Annotated in this window: 13 protein-coding genes; 7 read left to right on the top strand and 6 right to left on the bottom strand. The window is 66.3% G+C overall.

From position 1 onward, the window contains the following. Window positions 1-105 precede the first annotated feature (105 nt). A complete protein-coding gene (locus tag LNV23_RS11550; protein ID WP_263563114.1) occupies window positions 106-1,977 on the top strand; it encodes an immunoglobulin domain-containing protein in 1,872 nt (623 codons plus the stop codon). A 31-nt stretch (window positions 1,978-2,008) separates the two neighbouring features. Here LNV23_RS11550 and bla read toward each other — a convergent pair whose 3' ends face one another. From bla to LNV23_RS11520, 6 genes are all read right to left on the bottom strand, one after another. Then, window positions 2,009-2,851, bottom strand: coding sequence for a class A beta-lactamase (gene bla / locus LNV23_RS11545; protein ID WP_263563113.1), 843 nt, complete (start codon window positions 2,849-2,851; stop codon window positions 2,009-2,011). Window positions 2,852-2,935: 84 nt separating this feature from the next. Further along, window positions 2,936-5,293: a DNA topoisomerase IV subunit A gene (parC, locus tag LNV23_RS11540; RefSeq protein ID WP_263563112.1), complete on the bottom strand. Its 2,358-nt coding sequence runs from the start codon at window positions 5,291-5,293 to the stop codon at window positions 2,936-2,938. Between the two features lie 11 nt (window positions 5,294-5,304). After that, window positions 5,305-6,009 carry a lytic transglycosylase domain-containing protein gene (locus LNV23_RS11535; protein ID WP_263563111.1) on the bottom strand — a complete coding sequence of 235 codons (705 nt, stop codon included), beginning with the start codon at window positions 6,007-6,009 and terminating at the stop codon, window positions 5,305-5,307. Continuing rightward, window positions 6,006-6,542: a GNAT family N-acetyltransferase gene (locus tag LNV23_RS11530; protein WP_263563110.1), complete on the bottom strand. Its 537-nt coding sequence runs from the start codon at window positions 6,540-6,542 to the stop codon at window positions 6,006-6,008. Before LNV23_RS11530 ends, LNV23_RS11535 begins: the two co-directional genes overlap by 4 nt. Continuing rightward, complete coding sequence (locus tag LNV23_RS11525) at window positions 6,539-7,573, bottom strand: histone deacetylase family protein (RefSeq protein ID WP_263563109.1); 1,035 nt, start codon at window positions 7,571-7,573, stop codon at window positions 6,539-6,541. Before LNV23_RS11525 ends, LNV23_RS11530 begins: the two co-directional genes overlap by 4 nt. Window positions 7,574-7,595: 22 nt before the next feature. Then, complete coding sequence (locus LNV23_RS11520) at window positions 7,596-9,599, bottom strand: DNA topoisomerase IV subunit B (protein WP_263563108.1); 2,004 nt, start codon at window positions 9,597-9,599, stop codon at window positions 7,596-7,598. Between the two features lie 87 nt (window positions 9,600-9,686). Between LNV23_RS11520 and LNV23_RS11515 the strand changes: the two genes are divergently transcribed. The 6 genes from LNV23_RS11515 to bamC all read left to right on the top strand — a co-directional run bounded on the left by LNV23_RS11515 (window position 9,687) and on the right by bamC (window position 15,249). Beyond that, the gene (locus tag LNV23_RS11515; protein WP_263563107.1) at window positions 9,687-11,015 is read left to right on the top strand and encodes an amidohydrolase family protein; all 1,329 of its coding nucleotides are present in this window, start codon (window positions 9,687-9,689) and stop codon (window positions 11,013-11,015) included. Window positions 11,016-11,037: 22 nt separating this feature from the next. Next, the gene (locus LNV23_RS11510; RefSeq protein ID WP_263563106.1) at window positions 11,038-12,273 is read left to right on the top strand and encodes an MFS transporter; all 1,236 of its coding nucleotides are present in this window, start codon (window positions 11,038-11,040) and stop codon (window positions 12,271-12,273) included. Beyond that, complete coding sequence (locus tag LNV23_RS11505; protein WP_263563105.1) at window positions 12,270-12,413, top strand: hypothetical protein; 144 nt, start codon at window positions 12,270-12,272, stop codon at window positions 12,411-12,413. Before LNV23_RS11510 ends, LNV23_RS11505 begins: the two co-directional genes overlap by 4 nt. Window positions 12,414-12,415: 2 nt before the next feature. Beyond that, window positions 12,416-12,976, top strand: a complete 561-nt coding sequence (locus LNV23_RS11500) for a class I SAM-dependent methyltransferase (protein WP_263563104.1) — start codon at window positions 12,416-12,418, stop codon at window positions 12,974-12,976. A 67-nt stretch (window positions 12,977-13,043) separates the two neighbouring features. Further along, the gene (dapA, locus tag LNV23_RS11495) at window positions 13,044-13,925 is read left to right on the top strand and encodes a 4-hydroxy-tetrahydrodipicolinate synthase (protein ID WP_263563103.1); all 882 of its coding nucleotides are present in this window, start codon (window positions 13,044-13,046) and stop codon (window positions 13,923-13,925) included. A 127-nt stretch (window positions 13,926-14,052) separates the two neighbouring features. Then, the gene (gene bamC, locus LNV23_RS11490; protein ID WP_263563102.1) at window positions 14,053-15,249 is read left to right on the top strand and encodes an NlpB/DapX family lipoprotein; all 1,197 of its coding nucleotides are present in this window, start codon (window positions 14,053-14,055) and stop codon (window positions 15,247-15,249) included. The last annotated feature ends 28 nt before the right edge of the window (window positions 15,250-15,277 follow it).

The following is a 15,277-nucleotide window of genomic DNA, read 5'->3' as shown; positions in this document are numbered from 1 at the left end:
GAACTCACCACAGACACAGCAGGGCGGCGCCAGCCATGGCACGCCCCCGCTGCAGGCGCAGGCACGATCGTCAGCGCCATGTTTCAAACACATAAGGAGACTTCCATGAGACACATCTTCAAGCAATGGACCTTGTCCTTGCTGGCCGCCCTGGCACTCAGCGCCTGCGGCGGCGGCCAAGACCGCAGGCCCGAGCTGGCCATGAAGGCCGAGTCGGCCCCGATGCGCAAAGCACAAGCGGCAGCAGCGTCCCCGACCACAGCGGCCGCCCAGCAAGGCATCGCCTTGGGTGACATCGACAAAGGCAGCTTCTGCTACAGCGAGCCCATCAACTTCAGCGCCGATGTCAGCGACCTGAAGGCGTCCTACCAAGCCAACAACTGGCTGCAAACCATCACCGGGGTCTACGGCCGCCGCTGGCCCAGCGGCAAGGCCCTGGCCACCGCTCAAGCCAATGATCAGTACTTCAAGGGCTTCGTCGACACCAGCAGCTTCAACAAGCTGGCCGAGTCCCTGATGGTGGCCATCCATGAAGAGACCCATATGTGGGACCTGGCGGCCGAACGGACGCAATGGAACAACTACAGCTCGTCCTGGATTGACGAGCAGACGCAGTTCCTCAAGTTCAATCTCTACGACAGCGACGGTGGCTTTGCGCGCAAGGAGATCTTGAGCCTCATCACCGATGACGCCTCGTCCGAGACCGATGAGGTCTATCTCAAGAACGCCCAGCAAGGGGAGTACCACCTGCAGGGCGTCACGGCCGAACTCAATGCCAGCTTGATGGGCCTGCCGGCGGCGGCGGCGGTCGGCGAGTTCATCGACGGCATCGGCGCCAGCAACTCGCGTGACCTGGCTTTGACCAACACCAGCTATCTGCAGCTGTATCTGCGCGTGGCCAAGTCCAAGCACAGCGCCTACTACGACAAGCTCAAAAGCGACCCCACGCTGCGCAAATGGGTGCTGGTTCAGTTCCTGCGCAATGCCTACCACATCAAACAATCGGAGCGCTGGGCGGCCAAGCTGGGCAGCGCCAAGGTGCCGCGTCTGATCGCGCGGGTCTACGCCGCAGAGAACCTGGCCATTCTGGAAGACTTCACCGGCTACACCCTGCCCAAGACCATCGACAGCGCCTGCATGGGTGCCGCCGGTGCTCCCGTCATCAACAGCCAGCCGCAAAATGTGGTGGCCAGCGTCGGTCAGAGCGTCAGCTTCAGCGTTCAGGCCAGTGGCACGGGCCTGAGCTACCAATGGCGCAAGAACGGCAGCAATCTGGGCAGCAACAGCAGCTCGGCCAGCTACAGCATCGGTGCCGTGCAAGCCAGCGATGCCGGCAGCTACAACGTGCTGGTCAGCAACTCGCTAGGCTCGACCAGCAGCAACGCCGCGTCCTTGACCGTCAACCCAGCCAGCGAGGTTCGCATCAGCATCACCCCGGCCTCGGTGACGCTCAGCCCCGGCGGCAGCCAGCAGTTCAGCGCCGCGGTTACCGGCAGCAGCAACACGGCGGTCAGCTGGCGCGTGCTCGATGCCGGCGGCGGCAGCATCAGCAGCAGCGGCCGCTACACCGCGCCCCAGGTCGCGGGCAGCTACCGCGTCCAGGCCAGCAGCGCGGCCGACGCCAGCAAGACCGCACAAGCGACCATCACCGTGAGCGGCGGTGGCGGCGGCAGCACCGTGAGCGGCTCGCTCAGCGCTGCGGGTGCCAGCGCCACCGTGCCAAGCGGCAGCCCGGGCTATCTGCGCACCACGGTGCAAGGCCTGTTCAACGCCCAGCTCAGCGGCCCCGCGAACAGCGACTTCGATCTCTACCTCTACCGCTGGAACGGCAGCAGCTGGGCCGTGGTGGCCAAGTCCGAAGGCCCGGCCTCCAACGAGGCCCTGAGCTACACAGGCGCCGCCGGCTTCTACTACTTCCAGATCAAGTCCTATGCGGGCGGCGGCGCTTACACCCTGAGCTACAGCACGCCCAAGTGAGGCGGGTGACCAGAGCCGATCGGCCCCGCCTTCAGCGCGCCGCCTCTGCCGGCGGCGGCGCAATCAGCTGGGCCAGGGCGCGCGTGGCCAACTCGGCATGGGCGGCTTCCAGCGCGGCCTGCGGCTGGCTGGAGCCGCTCATGAACACGGCCATCAGGATGGGCGCGCGGTCGGGTGGGAAAAACACCGCCACATCGTTGACCGCGCCGCGGGCACCGGTCCCGGTCTTGTCGGCCGCAGGCCAGCCCTGCGGTGCCCCGGCACGCAAGCGGCGCAGGCCGGTCTCCGAGGCATTCATCCAGACCAGCAGCTGCTGTCGCAACTCCTCCGACAGCACGGAGCCAAGAATGCGATCCAGCAGGCTGACGAAGGCCGCAGGCGTGCTGCTGTCGCGCGGGTCCTCGGGCTCATTGCTGTTGAGCGCCGGCTCGATGCGGTCCAGCCGGGTGATCGGATCGCCCTGCTCACGCGCGAAGCGGGTCAGGCCCGGCGGGCCGCCGACCAAAGGCAGCAGTAGATTGGCGGCCGGGTTGTCGCTGTGCACCAGGATGGCCGCACACAACTCGGCCACCGTCAGCGAGGCCGATTGCGAGCCGCCCGACAGCAGTGCGCCGGTGACCGGCGCATGCGGCAGCAGATCACGCGGGCCATAACGCAGGCGTTGATCAGGCCGCAGCTGGCCGGCGTCGATGCGCGCCAGCACGGCGGCGGCCAGCAGCAGCTTGAAGGTCGAGCACATGGCGAAGCGCTGATCGGCGCGGTAGCCGAGCTGCATCTGGTTCTCGGTGTTCAGCGCAAACACACCGATCTGGCCACCGAGCCTCGCTTCAAGCGCCTGACAGGCAGACTGGAAATCGAGGCTATCCAGGCTCACGGCCGTGGCCCAGGACGGCCGGACCAGGCTCGCCCCCAGGCCTGCGGCTGCCAGGCCACGCCTCAGAAAATCGCGACGCATCGATCAGGGCACCAGCACGCGCAAGACCTTCTGGAAGGCCTCGACCGGCTTGCCCTTGCGGGCACGCTTGCCGGCATAACTGGCCAGTCCCACGCCCTTGAGAGTCTCCTCCTTGGGCTTGGCGCCGCGGCCGGTGCCGATCACCAGCAGGCTTTGCGTGAAGGCGGCCACGCTGAGCAGCGCGTCCTTGTCCTCCAGGTCGACCAGGGTCAGGCCACGGCCACCCTTGGGTTGGTGCTTGAGTTCGTCCAGACCATAGGTCAGCAAGCGGCCACTCAGGCTCAGGCAGGCCAGCTGCACGCCCAGCACCTCACCCGCGGGCACCACGGCCGGCGGCAGCGGCTGCTCCGTGCCTTCCAGGCTCAGGAAGGTCTTGCCCGCTTTTTGCCGGCCAACCAAGTCGCCCACCTGGGCGATCAAGCCGAAGCCGCCGGTGCCGGCCAGCACCAGGCGCTGCTGGGCATTGCCGGCGAAGTAATGCGCAATCTGGCTGCCACTTTCCAGCTCGATCAAGGTGGTGATGGGCTGGCCATCGCCGCGCCCGCCCGGCAGCATGGCCACCGGCACCGAGTAGACCCGGCCGTTGTTGCCGAAGACGATCAGCGGGTCGACGCTGCGGCAGGGGAAGGTGCCGTAGAGCTGGTCACCCGACTTGAAGGCCAGAGCAGCAGGTTCGACCTCATGGCCCTTCAATGCGCGCACCCAGCCCTTCAAGCTGACCACCACGGTGACCGGCTCGTCCACCACCTTGACCTCGGCGGTGGCACGCTTTTCTTCCTGGATCAGGGTGCGGCGATCGTCGCCGTACTGCTTGGCGTCGGCCTCGATTTCCTTGATGACGGTGCGTTTGAGCACGCTCGGATTGGCCAGGATGTCGGCCAGCTTGGCCTCGTCCTCGCGCAGGCTCTTGAGCTCTTGCTCGATCTTGATCGCTTCCAGACGCGCCAGCTGGCGCAGCCGGATTTCCAGAATGTCTTCGGCCTGACGGTCGGACAGGCGGAAGCGCTCGATCAGGGCCGGCTTGGGCTCATCGGCGTTGCGGATGATGCGGATGACCTCGTCGATATTCAGCAGCACCAGCTGCCGGCCTTCCAGCACATGGATGCGATCGCGCACCTTGTCCAGGCGGTGCTGGGTGCGGCGCTGGACCGTGGTCTGGCGGAAGCCCAGCCATTCGCTCAAGATCTGGCGCAGGCCCTTTTGCGTCGGCCGGCCGTCGGCACCGACCATGGTCAGATTCAGCGAAGCCGAAGTCTCCAGGCTGGTGTGGGCCAGCAAGGTGCTGATCAAGTCCTGCTGCTCTACGGTGCGGCTCTTGGGCTCGAAGACCAGGCGCACGGCGGCGTCTTTGCTCGACTCATCGCGCACGCAGTCCAGCACGGCCAGCACGCTGGCTTTGAGCTGCACCTGCTCCTGGCTCAAGGCCTTCTTGCCGGCCTTGACCTTGGGGTTAGAGAGCTCCTCGATCTCCTCCAGTACCTTCTGCGAGCTGCAGCCATGCGGCAACTCGGTGACAACCAGCTGCCACTGACCGCGCGCCAGGTCTTCAATCTTCCAGCGCGCGCGCAGCTTCATGCTGCCACGGCCGCTGAGATATGCCGAGCGGATGTCATCGGCCGGGCTGATCAGCTGGCCGCCGCCGGGATAGTCCGGGCCGGGCAGCAAGGAAAAGAGCTCGTCGTCGCTGAGGTTCTCGTTCTTCAGCAAGGCCACGGAGGCGGCCGCCACCTCACGCAGATTGTGGCTGGGCACCTCGGTGGCCATGCCCACGGCAATGCCGCTGGCGCCGTTGAGCAGCACGAAAGGCAGGCGCGCCGGCAGCTGGCGCGGCTCTTGGGTGGAACCGTCGTAATTGGGCGTGAAGTCCACCGTGCCTTCGTCGATCTCGTCGAGCAGCAGGCGGGCGATCGGCGACAGCCGCGCCTCGGTGTAACGCATGGCGGCCGCGCCGTCGCCGTCGCGGCTGCCGAAATTGCCCTGGCCGTCGATCAGCGGGTAGCGCAGGGAAAAGTCTTGCGCCATGCGCACCAGGGCGTCGTAGACCGACTGATCCCCGTGCGGATGCAGCTTGCCCATCACATCGCCGACCACGCGCGCGCCCTTGACCGGCTTGGCGCCGGTGTTGCCGCTGTAGGACAGGCCCATGCGCTCCATGGTGTAGAGGATGCGGCGCTGCACCGGCTTCTGGCCGTCGCAGACATCGGGCAAGGCCCGGCCCTTGACCACGCTCAGCGCATATTCGAGGTAAGCACGCTCGGCGTAATGGCCCAGGGTCAGGTTGTCACCATCGCCCGCGCCGCCGCTGCCACCGCCACCGGAGTTCGGCGGCGGGTTGTCAAAAATGGAAGTCTGCTGGGTCATGCGATTCGTCGTCAGGGTTCGTTCTTGTGAATCTTGAGTTGCTGGGCTTGGGCGTGCAGGCTGTGTTGCAGCAAGGCCCAGTACAGCTCCAGCACCAGGTGAACATGGGCTTGGGTTTCAGCGAATGGCGGCATACCGCCGCTGTGGCGGCGCACCGCGCCCTCGCCGGCATTCCAGGCCGCCAGGGCCGCATCGATGCGGCCGAAGCGTTGAATCAGATCGGCCAGCATGCGGGCGCCGGTCAGCACATTGGTGCGCGGGTCCAGCATCTGCTTCTTGCTCGGCGCGCTCCTGGCCACCGGGCCGTAGCGCTGGGCGGCCTCGGGCATCAGCTGCATCAGGCCGAGTGCACCGCGCTTGGATTCAGCATCATGCTTGTAGCCCGACTCGACCGCGATCACGGCCTTGAGCAGCTCCATATCGACACCATGCCGGGCCGCGGCCTCGCGCAAAAAAGGCTGGACCGCCTTGACCTCGGGCGCGAACTCCAGCCAGGTCAAGAGGCCCTGGCCGCCGTCGCTCTTGCCCGGCACCTGCAATTGGGCCGCGGCCTCACGCCGCGCCTGCGTACCGCCCAGCACCAGGCTGTAGCGGCTGTCGACCTGGTGCGGCGCCAGATGCGCCATGCCCTGGCCATCGACATAACCCCAGAGTTCGGCGCGTGCGCCGCCGGCCAGGCTGAGCAGCAGCCCGAACAAGAGGAAAAGGCGACTCAAGCCCCCTCCTCGCCCAGGGCCAGGCGGGCCTGGTACTCGCGGTCCAGCAGGGACATGACGACCAGGCTGTCATAGCCATCGGCGCCCTCGGTGGTGACGCGCACGCTTTCGCGCAAGCGGCCCTCTTCGACAAAGCCCTCGCTGGCGTAGAGCTTGAGTGCGCGCGTGTTCAGCGCCTTGACGTCAAGCCAGAAGCGGTGCGCCTTGAGCTGGGTGAAGGCCAAGGCCTTGAGCAGGCGCACCGAGCGCCGGCCCAGACCCGCGCCCTTGGGGCCCAGCACGATGCGCTTGAGCTCAACCGAGCCATGCGGGTTGCGGCAGCCCTGCAGGATGACAAATCCGGCGCGCGTGGCCTCGGGCCCGGCTTCGATGATGAAGTGGCGCGAATCGGGGAAGCGGAGTGCGCCCTCGTGCTGCACCCGTTCCCAGGGCGTGATGAAGGGACGGTTGCTGCCATCCTGCTCGATGGAGACGACATAGTCCAGGTCCGACAGCATGGTCGGACGCAGGTGCACGCGCGGCGTGGTGCTCATGGCCGGGGCTCGAAACCTTGCAGCACGGCGACCACGTTGTGGCCGATGGCCTCGGTGGCATAGCCGCCTTCCTGCAGGAACAGGGTGGGGGCACCGAAGGCCGCCAGGCGCTGGCCCAAGCGGGTGAACTCAGGGCGGTCCAGCTTGAAATGCGAGATCGGGTCCCCGCCATAGGTGTCCACGCCCAGCGAGACGATCAGCAGCTCGGGCGCGTAGGCTTGCAAGCGCGCCAGCGCCGCCTCCAGTGCCGCGAACCAGGCCTCGTTGCTGACACCGGCCGGCAGCGGGAAGTTGGCATTGAAGCCCAGGCCGGCGCCAGCACCGGTCTCGTCAGCATGGCCGAGGAAGAAGGGAAATTCCGTCTGCGGGTCGCCATGCAGGCTGGCGTAAAACACGTCGGCGCGCTCGTAAAAAATGGCCTGCGTGCCATTGCCGTGGTGGTAGTCCACATCGAGGATGGCCACGCGCTGCAGGCCGGCGTCCAGCGCCGCCTGGGCCGCCACCGCCGCGTTGTTGACGAAGCAGTAGCCGCCGAAGAAGTCCGCCCCGGCATGGTGGCCCGGCGGTCGGGTCAGCACATAGGCGCTGCGCTCGCCACCCAGCACCCGGTACAGGCCCGTCAGGCTGGCTTGCGCGCCCCAGTAGGCGGCCTCCCAGCTGCCGGCGGTCAGAGGCGTGCCACTGTCCATCGAGTACAAGCCCATACGGGCTGCAAAGCTGCGCGGCACGACATCGCTGCGCAACGAGCGAACCGGCCAGACCGCCGGGAAGGCATCGCCCTCGCCGCCCAAAGCCTGCCACTCGGCCCAGGCGCCTTGCACAAAGCGCAAGTAAGCCGGCGCATGAACGCGCTCGAGCGGCACCAGGCCATGGTCGACCGGCTCTAGCAACTCGCCCAGCTGGGCGGCCTGCACGGCCGCCAGCACATAGTCGGCCCGGGCCGGCACCTCGAAGGCCGGCACCAGGCGGCCGCGGAAGAACTCGTGCGTGGCCGCGTGCGCCGCATGCCGGGCGTTGTAAACGGTTTTCATGGGGGTAGCAGTCGGAGTGGCTTCAGACGTCCACTTCGACGGAGTCGCCGTGGATTTCCATCAGCTCGCGCCGCGAGGAGGCTTCACCCTTGCCCATCAGCTTGTTGATGGCAACCTCGGTTTCGCCCAGGTCGAGCGCGCCATAGGTGACCGGGCTCAGGCGGCGAGTTTCGGGGTTGAGTGTGGTGTCCCAGAGCTGCTCGGCACTCATTTCGCCCAGGCCTTTGAAGCGGCTGATGCTCCAGCTGCCTTCGCGGGCGCCTTCCTTGCGCAGCTTGTCCAGGGTGGCGCTGAGTTCGCCTTCATCCAGCGCATAGATCTTGGCGGCCGGCTTCTTGCCGCGCGCCGGTGCGTCGACGCGGTAGAGCGGCGGCCGTGAGACGAAGATGTGGCCGGTTTCGATCAGCTTGGGGAAATGGCGGAAGAACAGGGTCAGCAAGAGCACTTGAATGTGCGAACCGTCCACGTCCGCATCGGACAAGATGCAGACCTTGCCGTAGCGCAGGCCGCTGAGGTCGGGCGAATCGTTCTTGCCATGCGGGTCCACCCCCAAGGCCACCGAGATGTCGTGGATCTCGTTGTTGGCGAACAGGCGGTCGCGCTCGACCTCCCAGGTGTTCAGCACCTTGCCGCGCAGGGGAAGCACGGCTTGGGTTTCCTTGTTGCGGCCCATCTTGGCGCTGCCGCCGGCCGAATCACCTTCGACCAGAAAGACCTCGTTGTGCAACAGATCGCGGCTTTCGCAATCGGTCAGCTTGCCCGGCAGCACAGCCACGCCCGAGCCCTTGCGCTTCTCGACTTTCTGCGAGGCGCGCTGGCGGGTCTGCGCCTGCTTGATGACCAACTCGGCAAGCTTTTTGCCGAACTCCACATGCTGGTTCAGCCACAGCTCCAGGCCCGGCTTCACATAGGTGGACACCAGGCGCAAGGCGTCGCGGCTGTTCAGGCGCTCCTTGGTCTGGCCCTGGAACTGCGGGTCCAGCACCTTGGCCGAGAGCACGAAGGACGCGCGCGAGAACACATCGTCCGGCATCAGCTTGACGCCCTTGGGCAGCAGGCTGTGCAGCTCAATAAAGCCCTTGATGGCGCCGAACAGGCCATCTTTCAGGCCCGACTCATGCGTACCGCCGGCCACAGTAGGGATCAGGTTGACATAGCTCTCGCGCATGGTCTGGCCTTCTTCGGTGAAGGCCACGCACCAGGCGGCGCCTTCGCCCTCGGCGAAGTTCTCGGTCTCGCTGCGGCCGGCGTACTGCTCGCCTTCGAACAGCGGGATCAGCGCGTCGGCCGTCAGGGTCTGCTGAAGGTAGTCACGCAGGCCGCCTTTGTAGGACCAGGTCTGCACATCACCGGTTTTCTCGTTCGTCAGCGTGACGATGACGCCCGGCATCAACACCGCCTTGCTGCGCAGCAGGTGGACCAGTTCGTTCTTGGGCAGCTCGGCGCTTTCGAAATATTTCGCATCGGGCCAGACGCGCACCGTCGTGCCCTGCTTGCGGTCGCCGCGCTCGGCCTTGCGGGCCGTGACAGGCTCGACCACATCGCCGTTCTCGAACGCGAGGTTAGCCACCTCTCCGCCACGCCAGACCGTCACCTCCAGGCGCTTGGCCAGGGCATTGGTGACGCTGACGCCGACGCCGTGCAGGCCGCCCGAGAAGCTGTAGGCACCGCCCGAACCCTTGTCGAACTTGCCGCCGGCATGCAGGCGGGTGAAGACGATCTCGACCACGGGCACGCCCTCTTCGGGGTGCAGGCCAAAGGGGATGCCACGGCCGTCGTCGGCGATGGAGATGGAGCCGTCGCTGTGCTGGATCAGGTCGATGCGCTTGCCGAAACCGGCCAGGGCCTCGTCGGCCGCGTTGTCGATGACCTCCTGGATGGTGTGCAGGGGGTTGTCGGTCCGGGTGTACATGCCCGGGCGCTGCTTGACAGGCTCCAGGCCCTTGAGCACGCGAATCGAGCCCTCGCCGTAGCTGCCGGGCGTGGCGGAAGAAGTATTGGGAGAGGAGGAAGCTTTGGTGGCCATGGGGGCGGATTCTAGGGTTTGCCTCGGGGGCGGCCGGCAAATCGGAGCTGGGGTGTGCACTCTCAAACTCGCTACCATGCCCGGCCTATGCCAGCATTTGCCACTTTCCTGTTCCGCCCGGCCGGCGCTTGCGCCACCGCTCTGGCCGTGTTTCTTTTCACAGCACCCGGCCAGGCTCAGAGCCAGCCTCTGCCTGCGGAAGACGATCTACGCCCCGGCGCCTCGGTGACCATGGAGCTGAAAAACGCCCAATGGTTCGACGGCCAGGGCTTCCGCTCCGGCACGCTGTACGTTAAGGACGGCAAGTTCAGCGGCCAGAAGATCAAAAAAGCCCAGCGGCACATGAACTTGAAGGGCCAGTTCCTGATTCCGCCCCTGGCCGACGCCCACAACCACAATCTGCAGAACGCCTGGGCTTGGGGCCGCTACGGCCAAGGCTATCTGCGCGACGGCGTGTTCTACGCCCTGATGCAATGTGCCGAACCCAAGGGCGCCGGCGCCGTGCGCCCCCTGGCCGCATCCGGCGCCCAGGCAGCCGGGCCGGAGTTGGTGTTCGTGACCGCCTGCATCACCTCTTCGGACGGCCAGCCCTTGGCCCAGTTGCTGACCGAGGATCCCAGCTCAGGCGCGCCACGCCCCAAGCCCGAGGACCATATCGACAAGACCGTGCTGGTGATGGACAGCCTGGAACAGGTCGAGAAGAAGTGGCCCCTGGTGCAGGCTCGCAAGAGCGAGGCGCTCAAGTTCATGCTCAGCCGCTCGGAAAGCCCCGAGCTCCACGCCGACCCCAAGCAGTTCGGCCGCCTGGGCCTCAAGCCCGAGCTGCCGGCGGCCATCGTCAAGAAAGCGCTGCAGGACCGTTTGCTGGTGATCGCCCAGGCCGACACGGCGGCGGACTTCAACATCGCTGTACTGTCCGGCGCCCACTGGGTGGCGCGTCTGCCGGGCCTGTTCTTTTTTGAGGGGACGGGCGCCGAGAGCTACCGCATCAGCCCCGAGATGGCCGCCGAGGCCGCGCGCCGCAAGGTGGCCGTCATCACCGCCACGGCCGCCAGCGAGCTGTTCCGCATGTCGCCCGAGCAGCTGACCAAGGTGCGCGCCCAACAGGCCGACAATTTGCGCACCCTGCAAGCGGCCGGTGTGCCCTTGCTGCTGGGCTCGGACCTGTTCAACGGCTCGGTGCTGGGCGAACTGCGCAACCTCGACCGCCTGGGCGTGATCGGCCGGCCGCAATTGCTCAAGATCGCCACCATCACCACGCCCCATGTGCTCTTTCCCAAGCGCCGCCTGGGCTGCTTCGAGCCCGGCTGCGAGGCCAGCTTCCTGCTGCTGCCCGCCAACCCGATCCACGATCTGGACGCGCTGAGCAAGATCCAGATGCGGGTGCGCCAGGGACGGGTGCTGGGCGCCGGCTGAGCGCTTTGGTTACAGTCGCTCGATGACCGCCAGCCCCACGCCCACCGCCGCCCCGCGCCTGTCCATGTTCCAGGTGCTGCTCTGCGGCGCCATGATCGTGACCATGTCCATGGGCATACGCCACGGCTTCGGCCTGTGGCTGCAGCCCATCACCATGGACCGGGGTTGGACGCGCGAAACCTTTGCCTTCGCCTTAGCGATACAGAACATCGCCTGGGGCGTCGCAGGGCCCTTCACCGGCATGCTGGCCGACCGCTTTGGCCCCTTCCGAGTTTTGCTGGTCGGCGGCCTGCTCTATGCCCTGGGCCTGGTGCTGATGGCACTCTCGACCTCCGGCCTGGCCTTCACCGGCAGCGCGGGGCTCTTGATCGGCATCGCCCAATCGGGCACCACCTATGCGGTGATTTACGGCGTGATCGGCCGCAATGTGCCGGCCGAGAAGCGCTCCTGGGCCATGGGCGTGGCAGCGGCCGCGGGCTCCTTCGGCCAGTTCCTGATGGTGCCGGTGGAAAACTGGCTGATCGCCACGACCGGCTGGCAGAACGCGCTCTTCATCCTTGCTTGCGCCGCCCTGGTCATCCTGCCCCTTGCCCTGGGCCTGCGTGAGCCGCAGGTCGCCAAGCCGGTACACAGCCATTCGCAGAGCATCGTTCAGGCCTTGCGCGAGGCCTTCGGCTACCGCAGCTTTCAACTGCTGATGGCCGGCTACTTCGTCTGCGGCTTCCAAGTCGTGTTCATCGGCGTGCACATGCCCAGCTACCTCAAGGATCAGGGCCTGTCACCCCAGGTGGCCACCTACGCCTTGGCCCTGATCGGCCTCTTCAATGTCTTTGGCACCTACGGCGCCGGCGCGCTGGGCCAGCGCTACCCCAAGCGCTACCTGCTCTCGGCCATCTACGGCCTGCGCTCGGTGGCCATCGTCGCTTTCTTGCTCACGCCGCTGACGCCGGTGTCGGTCTACATTTTCTCGGCGGTGATGGGCGTGCTCTGGCTGTCCACCGTGCCGCCCACCAATGCGGTGCTGGCGCAAATCTTCGGCGTGCAGCACATGTCCATGCTCAGCGGCTTCGTGTTCCTGAGCCACCAGGTGGGCAGCTTCCTGGGCGTCTGGCTAGGCGGCAAGCTCTACGACAGCACCGGCAACTACGACGTGGTCTGGTGGCTGGCCGTGGCCCTGGGCGTGGCCGCAGCCCTGGTAAATCTGCCGGTGCGTGAAGGCCCCATCTTGCGCGGCGAGCCGCGCCCCCAAGCTGCATGAGTCCGACCCAGCTTTCTGCCAAGATCAAGCCGGCGCTGCGCTGGGTGCTGATCCTGCTGGTCCTGGGCCTGGTGTTTCTGGCCTATCTGCAGCCGGGCCTGATGGTGCAGCTGTCCGAGCAGATCTGGGCTTGTTTCTGAGCATGAGTGCTGAAGTCTCACCCTGGTTGCGCCGCTGGGCGCAGGCTCAAACTGCCGGTGCCACAGCGCTGGACTTGGCCTGTGGTTCCGGCCGCCACCTGCGCCATCTGGCCGCGCAGGGCATGAAGGTCTGCGGCGTCGATCGGGATGCCGCCGCACTCGCCGCATCCGAAGGCGTGGCGACTGAGCTGATCTGCGCCGACATCGAAATCGGCCCCTGGCCGCTGGAGGGCCGGCAGTTTGACCTGGTGCTGGTCAGCAACTATCTGTGGCGGCCGCTGTTCCCGCTGATCCGCGCGGCCGTGGCGCCCGGCGGCTGGCTGATCTACGAGACCTTTGCCCTGGGACAGCACACCATCGGCCGCCCGGCAAGGCCAGACTTTTTGCTGCAGCCCGGCGAACTGCTGAGCCTGTGCCAGGGTCTGCGCATCGTCGCCTTTGAAGATGGCTTTGAAAAAGGCCGCGAGGGCGTCAACCCGCGCTATGTCCAGCGCGTTGCCGCTGTTTGCGAAGCGCCGAGCGCCACTGCGGGCACTGTTTTTCAGGCCTATGCACTCGATTGAGTCCCCGGGCCCCGAGCGCACACGCGCCGCTGAGTAGAATCCACCGCATCAAATAGGACATTCCTCCATGAACCCGATTGTTGGCAGCATTGTCGCGCTTGTGACGCCGATGCAAGAAGACGGCAGCGTTGACTACCCGGCCCTGCGCGGCCTGATCGACTGGCACATCGCCGAAGGCACCGACTGCATCTGCGTCGTCGGCACGACCGGCGAGTCGCCCACGGTCAGCATGGAAGAAAATCGCCAGATCATCCAGGCGGCCGTGGAACATGCCCGTGGCCGCGTGCCCATCATGGCCGGCACCGGCGCCAACAGCACCTCAGAGGCGATCGAGCTGAGCCGCTTCGCCAAGGAAGTCGGCGCGGACTGCACCCTGTCGGTGGTGCCCTACTACAACAAGCCCTCGCAAGAAGGCATTTACCAGCACTACAAGGCCATCGCCGAGGCCGTCGACATCCCGATGATGTTGTACAACGTGCCCGGCCGCACCGTGGCCGATATGGCACCCGAGACCACCTTGCGCTGCGCCACGCTGCCGGGTGTGTTCGGCGTCAAGGAAGCGACCGGCAATATCGAACGCGCGGCCCAGTTGATCAAGTCGGCCCCCAAGGGCTTCCACATCTACTCGGGCGATGACGGCACCGCCATCGCCCTGATGCTGCTGGGCGGCAGCGGCAATGTCAGCGTGACAGCCAATGTGGCACCGCGCGCCATGCACGAGCTGTGCAAGGCCGCCCTGGCCGGCAATATCGCTGAGGCCCGCCGCATCCACTTCCAGTTGCTGAGCCTGCACAAGCACCTGTTCTGCGAACCCAGCCCTGCGCCTGCCAAGTGGGCGCTGTCGCAGTTGGGCCGCATCAAAAACCAGTTGCGCCTGCCCATCGTGCCTCTGACCGAAGCCGGTCAAGCCCAGGTCGGCGCTGCCATGCGCGAGGCCGGCCTGCTCTGAGCAGGTGCAGCGCGCGATTACTTTGCTCACCGTTTCCAGTCTGCTCTAATCCGCAGCAGCTTTGCGTGCCACCAGCCCTTCGGGGCCGGCTCACAAAGCCCAACCGTCGCTCCCTTGTCCCCCGGAGATGTCTAGCGTGACTCGTTCCTCCTCTTTTGTTTCCTCCTCGGCCACCCCGGTGCGCCTGGCTTGCCTGCTGATGCTGGGTTCGCTGGCGGCCTGCAGCACGACGGAAGGCATCTTTTCCTCGGACAAGGTCGATTACCGCGCCAACGCCCGCCAGACCGCTGGCCTGGACGTGCCACCGGACCTGACCCAGTTGGCCCGCGACAGCCGCAGCGGCAATGCCGGCGGCTCAGTCAGCGCCAATGCCTTGCAGCAAGCCAATGCCGCACCCAAGGTCAGCGCCAGCGGCCTGAGCCCGGCCAACACCGTGGCCCTGAACGCCGTCGGGGACATGCGCCTGGAGCGCAACGCCAACACGCGCTGGCTGCGCAGTTCGCTGACGCCCGAGCAGCTGTGGCCACAGCTGCGTGAGTTCTGGCAACAGCGCGGCTTCGAGCTGAGCAAGGACGCCGCCGAAGTCGGCGTCATGGAAACCAACTGGAACGAGAACCGCGCCAAGCTGCCGCAGGACCTCATCCGCTCCACCATTGGCAAGGTCTTCGACGGCCTCTACTCGACCGGTGAGCGCGATATGTTCCGCACCCGCATCGAGCGTGCCGCCGATGGCAAGGGCACCGAGATTTTCATCAGCCACCGCGGCATGATCGAGGTCTACACCGGCCCGCAAAAAGACAACACGGCCTGGCAGCCGCGCCCGAATGACCCGCAGCTGGAAGCCGAACTTCTGTCGCGCCTGATGCTCAAGCTGGGCGCGAAGGAAGAGCTGGCCAAGGCCGCCGTGGCAGATGTGCCGGCCGCCGCGCCGGGCAAGAGCACCGCCCCGACCACCGTGATCACGGCCGGTCGTCCGCTGTCGGAAGTGCCGGACGCCATCAAAGTCAGCGAAGGCTTCGAGCGCGCCTGGCGCCGGGTTGGCCAATCGCTGGACCGCCACGGCTTCACCGTGGAAGACCGCGACCGCAAGCTGGGCCTGTTCTTCCTGCGTTACGCCGACCCCAACCAGGCCGGCAAGGAAGAACCCAACTTCTTCGAGCGCCTGTTCAGCGGCGACAAGGCTGCAACGTCCACGCGTTACCGCGTCTCGGTCAAGTCCGAAGGCGAGCAGTCGACCGTCACCGTACTCGACGACAAGGGCCAGCAACAGACCAACGAGATTGCCAAGCGCATCCTCAATCTGCTGATGGACGATCTGCGCTGATCGTCAGAAGACAGCCGGACCAAGCAGC

This window comes from Kinneretia sp. DJ1R-11, assembly GCF_025717595.1.
GTDB lineage: Bacteria > Pseudomonadota > Gammaproteobacteria > Burkholderiales > Burkholderiaceae_C > Paucibacter_A.
Note: the sequence above shows the minus strand (reverse complement) of the source record. Positions and strands in the feature narration are given on the sequence as shown.